Source organism: Paucibacter sp. KBW04, from assembly GCF_003852425.1.
Classification (GTDB): Bacteria; Pseudomonadota; Gammaproteobacteria; order Burkholderiales; family Burkholderiaceae_C; genus Paucibacter_A.
The window spans coordinates 115980-128683 of sequence record NZ_QAJN01000002.1 but is presented as its reverse complement, the minus strand read 5'-3'; the positions used below and the strand labels follow the sequence as shown (position 1 = coordinate 128683).

11 protein-coding genes are annotated in these 12704 nt (G+C 65.5%); 4 read left to right on the top strand and 7 right to left on the bottom strand.

Translation table 11 applies throughout. The features are described from left to right. Window positions 1–16: 16 nt before the first annotated feature. Together DBR47_RS04135 and dusB are read right to left on the bottom strand one after the other, a co-directional pair. A complete protein-coding gene (locus tag DBR47_RS04135) occupies window positions 17–250 on the bottom strand; it encodes a helix-turn-helix domain-containing protein (protein WP_124447234.1) in 234 nt (77 codons plus the stop codon). Window positions 251–260: 10 nt separating this feature from the next. Then, window positions 261–1340 (bottom strand): tRNA dihydrouridine synthase DusB, encoded by a 1080-nt coding sequence (gene dusB / locus DBR47_RS04130; protein ID WP_370454867.1) that lies wholly within the window; start codon window positions 1338–1340, stop codon window positions 261–263. 351 nt (window positions 1341–1691) lie between these two features. Between dusB and DBR47_RS04125 the strand changes: the two genes are divergently transcribed. The 3 genes from DBR47_RS04125 (at window position 1692) to DBR47_RS04115 (ending at window position 4197) form a co-directional block, all read left to right on the top strand. Beyond that, a complete protein-coding gene (locus DBR47_RS04125; protein ID WP_124447230.1) occupies window positions 1692–2177 on the top strand; it encodes a YqaA family protein in 486 nt (161 codons plus the stop codon). A 76-nt stretch (window positions 2178–2253) separates the two neighbouring features. Continuing rightward, entirely contained in the window at window positions 2254–3753 is a 1500-nt protein-coding gene (locus tag DBR47_RS04120) for a carboxypeptidase M32 (protein ID WP_124447228.1), read from the top strand. An 18-nt stretch (window positions 3754–3771) separates the two neighbouring features. Beyond that, window positions 3772–4197 carry a GNAT family N-acetyltransferase gene (locus tag DBR47_RS04115; protein WP_197046859.1) on the top strand — a complete coding sequence of 142 codons (426 nt, stop codon included), beginning with the start codon at window positions 3772–3774 and terminating at the stop codon, window positions 4195–4197. A 71-nt stretch (window positions 4198–4268) separates the two neighbouring features. Here the strand turns inward: DBR47_RS04115 and DBR47_RS04110 are convergent, their stop codons facing one another. Continuing rightward, complete coding sequence (locus DBR47_RS04110; protein ID WP_124447226.1) at window positions 4269–4856, bottom strand: hypothetical protein; 588 nt, start codon at window positions 4854–4856, stop codon at window positions 4269–4271. A 137-nt stretch (window positions 4857–4993) separates the two neighbouring features. Between DBR47_RS04110 and DBR47_RS04105 the strand changes: the two genes are divergently transcribed. Beyond that, a complete protein-coding gene (locus DBR47_RS04105) occupies window positions 4994–5992 on the top strand; it encodes a YafY family protein (protein WP_124447224.1) in 999 nt (332 codons plus the stop codon). A gap of 5 nt (window positions 5993–5997) precedes the next feature. On the opposite strand, the gene DBR47_RS04100 is transcribed toward DBR47_RS04105, so the two are convergent. The 4 genes from DBR47_RS04100 to DBR47_RS04085 all read right to left on the bottom strand — a co-directional run bounded on the left by DBR47_RS04100 (window position 5998) and on the right by DBR47_RS04085 (window position 12577). Next, window positions 5998–9225: a response regulator gene (locus DBR47_RS04100; RefSeq protein WP_124447222.1), complete on the bottom strand. Its 3228-nt coding sequence runs from the start codon at window positions 9223–9225 to the stop codon at window positions 5998–6000. A gap of 9 nt (window positions 9226–9234) precedes the next feature. Further along, window positions 9235–10272 carry a tripartite tricarboxylate transporter substrate binding protein gene (locus tag DBR47_RS04095; protein WP_197046858.1) on the bottom strand — a complete coding sequence of 346 codons (1038 nt, stop codon included), beginning with the start codon at window positions 10270–10272 and terminating at the stop codon, window positions 9235–9237. A gap of 11 nt (window positions 10273–10283) precedes the next feature. Further along, entirely contained in the window at window positions 10284–11396 is a 1113-nt protein-coding gene (locus DBR47_RS04090; protein WP_124447218.1) for a tripartite tricarboxylate transporter substrate binding protein, read from the bottom strand. Window positions 11397–11728: 332 nt separating this feature from the next. Next, window positions 11729–12577 (bottom strand): phasin family protein, encoded by an 849-nt coding sequence (locus tag DBR47_RS04085; RefSeq protein WP_124447216.1) that lies wholly within the window; start codon window positions 12575–12577, stop codon window positions 11729–11731. Between the last annotated feature and the right edge of the window lie 127 nt (window positions 12578–12704).

Below are 12704 nucleotides of genomic sequence, written 5' to 3'. Positions count from 1 at the left end.
TGTCTGCGGGAAGCGATCAGAGCAGTTTGTGCTCGCTCAGCTTGCGGCGCAGGGTGTTGCGGTTGATGCCCAACCATTCGGCCGCCTTGCTCTGGTTGCCGGCGGCGTGCTGCATCACCACCTCCAGCAGCGGCTTTTCCACCAGATTGATCAGCATCTCGTGCATGGAATGCGGCACCTCGCCTTCCAGGTCACGGAAATAGACTTCCAGGTTTTCACGCACGCAGGCATCAATGGGTTTCGGTGTCATGCCTGCGGCCTCACTCTTGTTGTTGCTTGGGATCATCGTCGTCATCATCATTGTCTGTGGCCGCCATTGTTGGCGGGGACTCGCGCTTGGCAAGATAGGGCAAGCGCTCATAGTCCGCGCCCAGGGTCGCGAACCATTGCTGCAAGGCCTGGATTTGGGCCTCACAGCTTTCCAGCCGGTTCATGGCTTGGCGGAAGTCCTCGCCGCCAGGCAGGTCTCGCACGGCCCAGCCGATGTGCTTGCGCGCGGTGCGCATGCCGGTCAGGCTGCCGTAGAGGCTGTAGTGCTCCAGCAGGTGTTCCACCAGCCAGTCGCTGGCCTCAGCCACGGTGGGCGCGGGCAACTCTTGGCCCGTCGCCAGAAAATGGGCGATCTCGCGGAAGATCCAGGGCCGGCCTTGGGCGGCGCGGCCAATCATGATGGCGTCGGCGCCGGTCAGGGCCAGCACCTCCTTGGCCTTTTGCGGCGAATCGATATCGCCATTGGCCACCACCGGGATGCGCAGGGCTGCCTTCACGGCGGCGATGGTTGTGTACTCGGCCGCACCTTTGTAGCCCTGCTCGCGGGTGCGGCCATGCACGGTGACCATGGCCACGCCGGCGTTCTCGGCGGCCTGGGCGATGCGCACGGCGTTCTTCTCGGTCTCGCACCAGCCGGTGCGCATCTTCAGCGTCACGGGCACGCCCTGCGGGGCGGCGGCGGCGACCACGGCCTCAACAATCTCCAGCGCCAGGGGCTCGTCCTGCATCAGGGCCGAGCCGGCCCATTTGCTGCACACCTTTTTGGCCGGGCAGCCCATATTGATGTCGATGATCTGGGCGCCGCGGGCGATGTTGTAGGCCGCGGCCTCGGCCATCATGGGGGCGTCGGTGCCGGCGATCTGCACGGCGATGGGGCCTTGCTCACCCTCGTGGTTGGCGCGGCGCGAGGTCTTCAGGCTGTTCCACAGGTCTTTGCGCGAGGTCACCATCTCGCTCACCGCATAGCCCGCGCCCATGCGGCGGCAGAGCTGGCGGAAAGGCCGATCCGTAACGCCGGCCATGGGCGCTACGAACAAATGATTGGCAAGCCTGTGGGGGCCGATTTGCAGAGTCGGCGCGGCGGAAGTCATGTGGAACGGGACCGGGCGAATCGCCAAGGGGGCGAAAAAAGGCGAGGAGCAGCGAAAAAGCGGGCGGACAAATCGGAGCGGGCGCTGCAGGCTTTGGAGCCCGAAGTGGGCCTATCGCCGCAGGCGGCGGGCCGCAGGGGCTCGCGCGTTTGCTCAAAAATGAGGCAAGAGTATAAGGCCTCGGGGCCCGCCGTGCAGCGTGGCGGCGGGATTTATGCCGACTTTGCGGCGCAGATGTTGCGGGTCGGGTCATAAAAAGCCGACAGACAGCCGACAGCCCCGAGGTCTTGCCCCGCTGGCCGCCCGCCGACGCTGCCGATAATGCCTCTCATGGAGAAATTTCTGGAGTCGGGCATTCTGGCCCTTTTGGCCGCACTGGCCCTGCCCCAGGTGGGCCTGGCCGCCGTCTTTCTGGTGGCCCTGGTTTCGGCCACCCTGCTACCCCTGGGCTCGGAGCCGGCGGTGTTTTTGCTGGTCAAGTCCGACCCCAGCATGTTCTGGCCGGCGATTGCGGTGGCCACCCTGGGCAATACCCTGGGCGGCGCCATCAGCTGGTGGATGGGCTATGGCGCCGAAGCCGCTTACGAGCATGCCCGCCACAAAAAGCCGCCCAATCCGCGCGCCCTGAGTTGGCTGAGCAAGTTCGGCGCCAAGGCCTGCTTGCTGAGTTGGCTGCCCCTCGTTGGCGACCCGCTGTGCGCCGTGGCCGGCTGGCTCAAGCTGCCTTTCTGGCCTTGTGTGGCCTATATGGCTGTCGGCAAGTTCATGCGTTATGTCGTGATGACGGCGGCCCTGGTCTGGGTATTTCCCCCCTGATGGGGGAGACGGCGCAGCAGGGTCGCTGCGATGACAATGCGAGACTGCCTTCATCGCCAACCGCCAGACGCTCCCTATGAATACCCAAGCCCTGCCAGCCGCCTACGCCGAACTGCACAAGCGCCACCAGCGCCTGCATCATCTGGCGCATCTGAAGTCGATTGCCGAGTGGGACCAGTCGGCCAATATGCCGCCCAAGGGCAATGAGGCGCGCTCCCTGGCCGTGGCCGAGATGGGCGGCTTGCTGCACCAATTGGCCACCGAGCCGGCCTTGAAGGGCCTGCTGGACGCCGCCGAGCAAGAGCCGCTGGACGCGGACCAGCGGGCCAATCTGCGTGAGATGCGCCGGGTCTGGCGCGCCTCCAATGCCTTGCCCCAGGCCCTGGTGGAGGCCAAGTCCCTGGCCGCTTCGCGCTGCGAACATGCCTGGCGCGAGCAACGCCAAGCCAATGACTGGGCAGGCTATCTGCCCAATCTGCGCGAGGTGATCAAGCTGGCAAGGGAAGAGGCGAGCTTGCTGGCGGACTCCAGCGGTTTGTCGCGTTACGACGCGCTGATGGACCAGTATGAGCCCGGCATGCGCAGCGCCGAGGTGGACCGCGTGTTCGGCGATCTGCGCAGCTGGTTGCCGGGCCTGATCCAAAGCGTGCGCGCCAAGCAAGCGCAGGAAAAAGTGCTGCAGCCGGTGGGCAGCTTCCCCAAGGCCGCCCAGCGCGCCCTGGGCCTGGACGCCATGCGCTTGATGGGCTTCGACTTTGAAGCCGGACGCCTGGATGAAAGCGCCCACCCCTTTTGCGGCGGGGTGCCCGAAGACGTGCGCATGACCACGCGCTACCGCGAAGACAATTTCCTGCCCAGCCTGATGGGCACCATCCACGAAACCGGCCATGGCCGCTACGAGCAGAACCGCCCGCGCGAATGGCTGGGCCAACCCCTGTCAGAAGCCCGCTCCATGGGCTTGCACGAGAGCCAGTCGCTCAGCTTCGAGATGCAGTTAGGCAGCCACCCGGCGTTCGCCAAGCTCTTGAGCCCGCTGTTGAATCAACATTTCGGGGCTCAGCCCGCGTTTGAGGCCGGCAATCTGCATGGCCTGCTGACCCGGGTCAGCCCGGGCCTGATCCGCGTCGACGCCGACGAGGTGACCTACCCCGCCCACATCATCTTGCGCTACGAGATCGAGCGCGCCCTGATCGAAGGCCAGATCGAGTGCGAGGACATCCCGGCCCTGTGGGACGCCAAGATGATGGAGCTGCTGGGTCTGGACACCCGTGGCAACTTCAAGGACGGCTGCATGCAGGACGTGCACTGGGGTGCGGGCCTGGTCGGTTACTTCCCCTGCTACACCCTGGGCGCCATGTACGCCGCGCAATGGTTTGCCGCCATGCGCCGCGCCATGCCGGATCTGGACGCGCAAATCGGCGCGGGCAATCTGGCGCCGGTGTTCGACTGGCTCAAGCAAAACATCTGGCTGCAGGGCAGCCGCTACGAGACCCCTGAGTTGGTGCGTCGCGCCAGCGCTGAGTCGCTCAACCCCGCGCATTTCAAGGCACATCTGCAGTCCCGCTATCTGGGCTGAACAAGGTTTGACCCCGAGATGGCGGAGCTGAAACTTGAGCTGCTGAACGAGGTCAAAGCGGCCGATTTCGAGGCCTTGGTCGAAGGTGTGCGCCAGCACAATTTTGCGCAGATGGGCGAGGAGAGGTCCCAGCCCCTGGCCGCCTTGGCCCGCGATGTGTCTGGCCAGCTGCTAGGCGGTGTGGCCGGCCGCACAATCTACCGTCAGTTCCTGATCGACGTACTCTGGGTCGCAGATAGCCACCGAGGCCGCGGCCTGGCCCGCCAGCTGATGGCCCTGGCAGAAAACCAGGCCCGGCAACGCGGCTGCCTGGCCGCCCAGGTCGACACTCTGGCCTTTCAAGCGCCCGACTTCTATCAAAAGCTGGGCTTTGAAATCGTGGGCAAGGTGGAGGGCGTGGCGCAGAGCCCGGATCGGTATTTCTTGCTGAAGCACTACCAGTAGCCTGCCGCCGCCACAACAGGCTCGCCGCTCAACTGAGATCGCCCGCCTGAATTTGCGCGCTTCGGGCGCCCTCAAACCCGCCGCCAATGCATCACCCAGTTGTGCTCCCAACTCTTGCCGCCGTCGGCTGACACCACCTGGCGCCAGCGGCAGGACTGCGGGGTGATCTGATCCCACAGGCCGGCGGAAAGCATCTTTTTGCCTTGCTCTTCGTATTCGGAGCTGAAGATGCCCACGCCATGCTCGAAGCTGCCGGTCTGACCCGGCGTGGTGAGCACGCCGCTTTTGGCATTGACCCAAAAGTCTGACCACTGTGCCTTTTCGGCGTCGAGCAGGCGCAAGCCCATGCCGCTGAATTGGCGGGCAGGGATGCGCAGCTCTTCCACGCTGCCGCGGCCGCCCAGCAGGCTCCAGCAAGTGGCTTCACCCTCGAAATGGTCCCAATCCTGGCGGCCCGGCTGCTGGCGGAAATGCTCGATGCGCCATTCGCCGTTCAGAAAATCAAAGTCACCTGGCCGGCCCGGTGTGGGCTGGCTGGGCAGCGTCGGCACGGGGTCAAAGCGAGGCGGGAGTCCGGGGGCTGCCTGCGTCTTGTTCAAGGCCAAGGCGGTGGCCGCACCGCCGGCTTTGAGTAGGAGTTTTCGTCTTGCTGTGTTCATGGCTGATCTCCTGCTTGGTTCGCTGTTTGAGCAGGAGTTCATCTTGCCTAGCTAAACCTGTCAGCCCATGTCATGTATTCTGGGCCGGCGCAGAATTTCTCTGTGTTGTCGGGACGTCGGAAAGAAGAGGGCCCACCATGCGCTCAAGCCGTTTGCTGTCGATCTTGCTGCGCTTGCAGCTGCAAGGGCGTTGTAGCGCAAGCGAGTTGGCGCGGCTGTTTGAGGTCTCGGTGCGCACGATCTACCGGGATGTGGACGGGCTCAGCGCGGCAGGGGTGCCGGTCTATGCCGAGCGAGGCCGCCACGGCGGCATCGTCTTGCGCGAGGGCTACCGCGCCCGTGCCACGGCGTTGAGTGCGGAGGAGGCGCAAGGTCTGCCTTTGGCGGGCCTGGGCGGCGTGGCCAGCGATCTGGGGCTGGGCCCGGAGGCGGCCTCGGCCCAGCTCAAGCTGCTGGCCAGCCTACCCTTGGAGGGCGGTGCCGATGCGCTGGCCAAGGCGCAGCGCATGGCCGAGCGTTTTCATCTGGATCCCTTGCCCTGGTATGGCCGCGCCGAAGCCTTGGCGCACCTGCCCTTGCTGGCCGCAGCCCTGTGGCATGACCAGGCGCTGAGCCTGAGCTATGCGGCCTGGCGGGGCGAGCGGCAGTTGCGGGTGGCGCCACTGGGCCTGGTACTCAAGGGCGGGCTTTGGTATTTGGTGGTGCAAGCGGCAGGGCGGACGCGGCACTTTCGGGTCTCCAGCATCTTGAGCCTGGAGGTCTTGCCCGAGAGCGCGCCGCGCCCCCGGCGCTTCGAGTTGGCGGACTACTGGCGCAAGGCGGTGCAGCGCTTTGAGGCCGAGCTGATGTGCGAACGCGCCAGGGTCAAGATCTCGGACGAGGGTCTGCGCTTGCTGCGGGCGCAATCCCCTGCCATGGCCGAGCATGCGCAGCAGAGCTTGCGCAAAACGACACAGCCCGGCTGGTTCGAGACCGAGCTGCCGATCGAAGCAGCGCCTTACTCGGCGCGCCAGCTCTTGCGTATGGGTAGCGAGTTAATCGTGCTGAGTCCGAAAACGCTGCGTGAGGCCTTGCTGGCGGAGGCCGCCGCCGTGCTTGCCTTGTACTCAAGGAAGGCGAATGACTTGCGAGCTTGAACCGATCAGCCCTGGCCTTGCAGGATCTTCAAGCCTTCCTCTAGATCAAATGCCTGCAAGGCGGCGGCCAAGGGGGCGAATCGATCGCCCAGGGCTTGTTGGAACAAGGCCTGGTGGTCGCTCAAAAAGGCGGGGCTGCTGGCATCCGCTTCTTGGAGCAACTCGCGTAGCTCGGCCAGGCGCTGAGCGATCTCGCTGGGGCTGGCTTGGAGTGTGGTGCTGGGCTCAGTTCTTGCCACCTCGGGCAGAGCCTGGCCGATGGCGGCCAGCAAGGCGTCCAGCGCGGGGGCGAGGGCGGCGGCGCGGGCCTGCAGTTCGCTCAGAGGCAGGCCGTCGCGCAAGCCCTGCTCCAGCGCTTCGGCCAGGGGCGGGACCTGGGTGGCGCCGATATTGGCGGCCACACCCTTGACGGTATGCGCCAGGCGCTGGGCCAGGGCCAGATCGCCGCTGGCCAGGGCTTGCTCAATTTGCGCATTGCTTTGCGCCTGACCGCGCGCGAACTGGCGCAGCACCGAGAGGTAGGTGGCGGTCTTGCGATTGCTGTAGCGCAGGCCGAGATTGAGGTCGACCCCGGGCAGTACGCTGGGCAGCGCTTCGGCCGCTTCGGGCTTGGGGCTGGTGGCGGCCGAAAGGGGCGCTGGGATGGTGTCGGCCGACTCCGGCGCGGGCAGCCATTTGGACAAGGCGCGCCAGAGCTGGGCCGGGTCTATGGGCTTGGAGATGAAGTCGTTCATGCCGGCTTGCAGGCAGGCGTCGCGGTCGGCGTCCATGGCGTTGGCCGTCATGGCCAGCACGGGGATTTGCTCCAGCCCGGGCAGGCGGCGCAGGGCCTGGGTGGCGCTGAGGCCGTCCATCACCGGCATCTGCATGTCCATCAACACCAGCTCGTAAGCATTTTTCTGCAGCATCTCCAGGGCGATGGCGCCGTTGTCGGCGACCTCGACGTGCAGGCCCACCTCGCTCAGCAGCTCGACGGCCAGTTGCTGGTTGATGGGGTGGTCTTCCACCAGCAGGATGCGGGCGCCGTGGAAGGGGGCCATGCGGATCTCGCCCTCGTCCAGGGGCAGACCACGGCCCTCGCTCAGGGCCTGGGCCACGCCGCTGGCGCGCAGCAAGGTGCCGAGCAAGGCCGAGGCGTTGACGGGCTTGATCAGAAACTCGCTGATGCCCAGCTGCGAGGCCTGGCTGACGATTTCCTCGCGGCCATGGGCCGTCACCATCACCACGGCCAGCGCAGGCCAGCGTGCGCGGATCAGGCGGGCGGCAGCCACACCGTCCATGCCAGGCATCAGCCAGTCCATCAAGACGAGGTCAAAGGGCTGGGGGCCGGCTTGTGCCGCGGCGAGCATGTCCAGGGCTTGCTGGCCGTCTTGGGCTTCGGCAAAACTGAGTTGCAGGCGTTGCAGCTGCAGGCCCAGCACCTGGCGGGCGCTGGCGTTGTCGTCCACCACCAGGACGCGCAAGGCCTTGGCCAGGCCGAGTTGTTGCACGGTGGCGGGCTCGTCTTGGGCCTCGGCCAGGCCCAGGCGGGCGGTGAACCAAAAGCGGCTGCCCTGGCCCAGCACACTGTCCACGCCGGCCTCGCCGCCCATCAGCTGGGCCAGCGATTTGACGATCACCAGGCCCAGGCCGGTGCCGCCGTACTGGCGGGTGACGGAGCTGTCGGCCTGCTCAAAGCTGCGGAACAAGCGACTCATCTGCTCGGCCGAGAGGCCGATGCCGGTGTCGCTGACCGAGAACTCCAGCAGCACCTGCTCGGCACTTTGCTCGCGCACCGTGATGCGCAGCACGATCTCGCCCTGGGCGGTGAACTTGACCGCGTTATTGGCGTAGTTGATCAGGATTTGACCCAGGCGCAGCGGGTCGCCGATCAGCCGGCGCGGCAACTCGGGCGCCAGGTCGTAAATCACCTCCAGGCCTTTGGCCGCAGCCTTCTCCCCCACCAGCAGGGCGACGTTGTCCAGCACCCGCTCCAATTCAAACTCGATGTTCTCGATGCTGAGTTTCTCGGCCTCGATCTTGGATAGGTCGAGGATGTCGTTGATGATGCCCAGCAGGTTCAGGCTGCTGGACTGAATTTTTTCGGTGAAGTCTTTTTGCCGTGGGTTCAGCTCGGTCTTGAGTAGCAGCATGCTCATGCCGATGATGGCATTCATGGGCGTGCGGATCTCGTGGCTCATATTGGCCAGAAAGCTCGATTTGGAGCGATCCGCCGCCTCGGCCGCGCGCCGCGCCTGCGCCGCCACATATTGGCTGTGCCCGACCCAGAACACGGCGGCTGCCAAGAGCAGGGTGACCAGGGCCGCCACGGCGGCAAAAGCGTGGATGGAGCCGCGGTCGTCGGCCGCAAAAAAGCTGCTGCGCGGGTGCAGCACCAGCTCCCAGGATCGCGATGCCACCACCACCGAGAGTTGCAGATCGCCGGGTCGGGGCTTGTAGGCTTCCAGCGTCTCCGGGTCCAGATCGCTGTGCTCACCGCGCTGGGCGTACTGGAGGCTTCGCTGATCGGTCACGTCGAAGACCAGCAGGTCCAGATGGGCGGAATCGGCCCGGAAGGAGGCCTCCTGCATGAAGAAGTTGATGTCGAACAAACCCGAGACATAACCTCTCAAGCGCTCGCGCCTGGCCTTCAATCCAGTCGTCGTGCCGGGCGCAAAAACCGGGGTTACCAGAATCAAACCGCGACCGCGGTCAAAGCCGTCGGCACCGGGCTGTGTGACCTCTTCAGCGTCCGGGCGCAGCTGAAAATCGGTGAGTGCGGTGGAGACGGTGACGCCGCTGTCGCGCGCCATCTGGCTGCTGCTCAACCAGAGGGGCTGACGCGCCAGATCCTCGCCCAGGGGCAGGATATTGGGCGGGGTCACCAGCTTGCGTGGAAAGCGGTCCTGGCCTTGCTCGGCAGGGCTACGCGGAGCCCAGTCCATGGCGCGCAAGGGTGTGCGGCCCTTCATGATGGGGACGGTAAAGGCGCGCCAAGCTTGTTCATCGGGGGCGTTCAGCGCCCCCATCATCAAAGCGGTGCTGCGCATGGCATCGATGGCGCCGTTCAGATCGGTATCCAGGGCTTGCAGGACGGCCCGGCCTGCGGCGTTCAAACGCTCTTCGGTCAGCACGTCCAGGGTGGTGGACATGGCGCGATAGAGCAGCCAGCTGGCGGAGCCTCCACTGACCAGCACCAGAGCAAAAATGCTCCAGGCCAGCCATGAAAAACCCCAGCGGCGCGCTTCAGCCATGGTCGGGCGCTACTTTCGTAGACCGAGATTGATGCCCAGCTCTTCGTAGAGATTGAACTGATCGTTGACGAATTCGGCCGGGCGGGGCAGGGACTTGATGGCGACCAGGCCGCCGGATTGTTCGATGCCATTGACCCACTGCGGGTCGTCGGCGATTTTTTGCAGGGCGGTGCGCCAGCGCGCCAGCGCCGGTGCGGGCATTTTGGGCGGCGCCACCAGCACCGACCAGCCCACCATCTTGCTCATATCGCGCAGGCCCACTTCCTGGGCGCTGGGCATGGCGGGCAATTGGGCCAGGCGGCCGGTGGGCGAGGTGCCAAAAAGCCCGCGCAGGCGCCCGCTCTTGATATGCGGCACCATCAGCAAGACGCTGCCGCAGGACAGTTCGACCTCACCGTCCAGCAAGGCGCGGGTGGCGTCGCCACTGCTGGCCAGATGCACGGCCTTGACGCCGTCCGGCTTCAGGCCGGAGATCTTGACGAAGTAAAGCACCGAGAGGTTTTGCACCGAGCCTATGCCGGCCGTGCTGTAGCGCACGGCGCCGGGTCGGGCCCGGATATCGTCCACCACATCGCGCGGCTTTTGGTAGGGCGAGTCGGCTCGCACGGCACAGACCAGCGGGTCGATCTGCAGCACGGCCAGGATGGTGAAGTCCTCCGGCGTGTAGGGCGCATGCACCATCAGGGCCGGCGCCACGGCGATATTGCCACCGCGCCCCATCAGCACGGTGTTGCCGTCCGGCGTGGCTTCCAGAAAAGCCTTGGTGCTGGGCACCCCGCCTTGGCCAGCGGCGCCGGGCTTGTTCAGCACCTGCACGCTGCTGGCGTGCAGATACTTTTGGGCAAAAGGTGCGAGCGCACGGGCCGATAGATCGGAGTCACCGCCCGGCGTGAAGGGCACGATGATGGTGAGGGGCGGGGCCAGCGCTGCATCGGCGCCGCCGGCCGCCCCGGCCGAGGTACTGCTTGCGCCGAGTAGCAAGGTCGCCAGGCAGGCGGCGGGCCCAAGCAGGCCTAGCCCCAGGGTTTGAAGCAAAGAGGTGGCCATGATCTTCATCCTCATTTCCTCAGGCCTATGGAGCCCACCAGTTCGTCGTAGAACTCGACCTGATCCTTGATGAACTTCTCGGGCTGGCGCACCGAGCGCGGGATGCGTATGGAGCCGGTGCGCTCTTCCGAGGCGGTCCATTGCGCATCGTTGACGGTCTGCTCGATCACCTGGCGCAGGCTTTGCACCACGGGCTCCGGCAGATGGGCCGGCCCCACCAGGGCCACCCAGCCCAGCATGCGCTGCATATCGCGCAGCCCCACTTCCTGCGCGGTTGGCACCTCGGGCAAGGCCGGGATGCGGGCCGAGGCGGTGGTGAACAGCGCTTGCAAGCGCTTGTCGCGCAGCGCGGGCAGCACGGTGGCGGTGTTGCCGCAGACCAGATCGACCGAGCCGTCCATCAGCGCCGCGACGGCGTCGGCACCGTTCGCATAGGGCTTGGCCGTGGCGTGATCGGATTTAAGCCCTGAGATCTTCAGCAGATAAAGCACGCTGAGATGGTGGATGGTCATGGCGCCGGCCGTGCCGTAGCGCAGCTTGCCGGGGTTGGCACGCATATAGTTGATCAGGTCGCGCGGCTTGCTGAACGGGGCGTCGCGTCGCACCGAACAGACCAGCGGATTGATCGAGATCATGGCGATCACGCTCATGTCCTTGGCGCTATAGCTGGCGCGGGTGTCCAGCACTGGCACGATGGCCAGATTGCTGACCCGGCCCACCATCAAGGTGTAGCCATCGGCTGGGGATTGGATCAGGTGCCGGGTGGCCACCGCACCCGACTCGCCCTCGTGATGGTCCAGGCGCAGGCTGATTTTGGGGAAGTGTTTCTGTACATGGGTTTGCAGGGCGCGGGCGGCAAGGTCGGTGTCGCCGCCGCGCGAGAAGGGCACGATCAGGGTGATTTCACGCTCGGGGTAGTTCTCGGCGCTGGCCGGGCTGCTGAGGCAGGCGGCCAAGGCCAGCCAGATGGCGCCAAGCTTGAGCCCGGCGTGGTTGCGCTCGGGCTTGGGCCTAGCAAGCCCGCGTCGCTGCGGAGCACGCGGCTCGCCTGCCAGCCTGGGCTCCAGGGTCAAGGAATCGATCAGGGCGCCTGCTGCCCGTCTGCCTGCCACCATCCATGCCATCGCCCGCTCCTCGACTTGAGTTCGCGATTCAAACTCGTCTGGTCGGCGCGGAATCCGCTTGCCTGCTGGGCCTGCCCGGCAAACTCAGCGGGCTCAGGCGAGCCGCACATCCATAGCTTTCGATGCTTAGAAGAATACCTGTCTGGGCCGCGCTTGTTGCGTTTTCGGTGTGCATTCTTGCCGCAGAATTCGGCGCTCAAGCAACAAGAAAGCCGGCCAGACCTCCGGGTGAGAGGGCTGTGCCGGCTTGAGGCAAGGCTTGTTTGCCTGGCTGAGCGCTGCTACTCAGCGCGACCGCTTGAGCGCGGCCGACTCGGTGGCTTTGCTTGACGTCAGGCCTGGGCGGCCTCGACCTTGACCTCGGCCTTGGCTTCCACCTTGGGGGCGGCGGCCTTCTTTGCCGGGGCTTTCTTGGCCGCCGGGGCTGCGGCGGCCTTGACAGCCTTGGCCGCGCTGCTCAAGGCCTTGGTGGCGGGCTTGGCGGTTTTGACGGCCTGAGCCACGGCCTTTTTGGCGGCAGCCGGGGCGCTGTCAGCGGCGGCCTTGACCGTCTTGCCGGCCTTGCTCACTGCCTTGAAGGGCGACTTGGGCGCAGCGCTGCTAGCCTTGGGCGTCGCCTTCTTGGCCACGGGCTTGGCGGCAGACTTTGCAGCGGGCTTGGCGGCCGCTTTGGCTGCTGGCTTGCTGACCTTGCTCGCGGCCTTGGCGGGTTTGGCCTTAGGCAGATCCAGATGATCGCTCAATGCGTTCAGGCGTTCGATCAGTTCGTCCACATCCTTGGCCGAGGGCACACCCAGGCGCTTCAAGGCACGGGCCACGCGTTCTTCGAAGATGGATTCCAGCTTGTCCCAATGCTGGCCGGCCTTGTTGCCGACGTCGCCGGCCATGCCGCTCATTTTGCTGGCCATGGCACCGAGCTTGTCTTCGGCGGCGGACTGGGTCTTCTTCTGCAGATTGACGCCTTCCTTGACCAGGGCTTCAAACACCTTGCCACCTTCGCCCTGGGCCTTGGAGAAGGCACCCAGACCGGCGGCCCAGATTTGCTGGGCGGAGTCCTTGATGTTCTGGGCCAGTTGGCTGTCGAGCAGGCCTGCAGGGATGGCAGAGCCAAAGGCCGCACCCAAGGAGCTATTAGCTGCCGCGTTCTTTTTAGCCGCCATTTTCTGAAGCTTCTTGACCATGTTCTCAGTCCTTTGTGATGACAATTTGCTGTGCTTTGCTTGATTCATGCGGCCCATCTTTGCGGGCGCTTGTCCCACTATAGAGCCACAGTCGTGCCCTGCGCATCGGTACTTCCTAGGCTGTGCC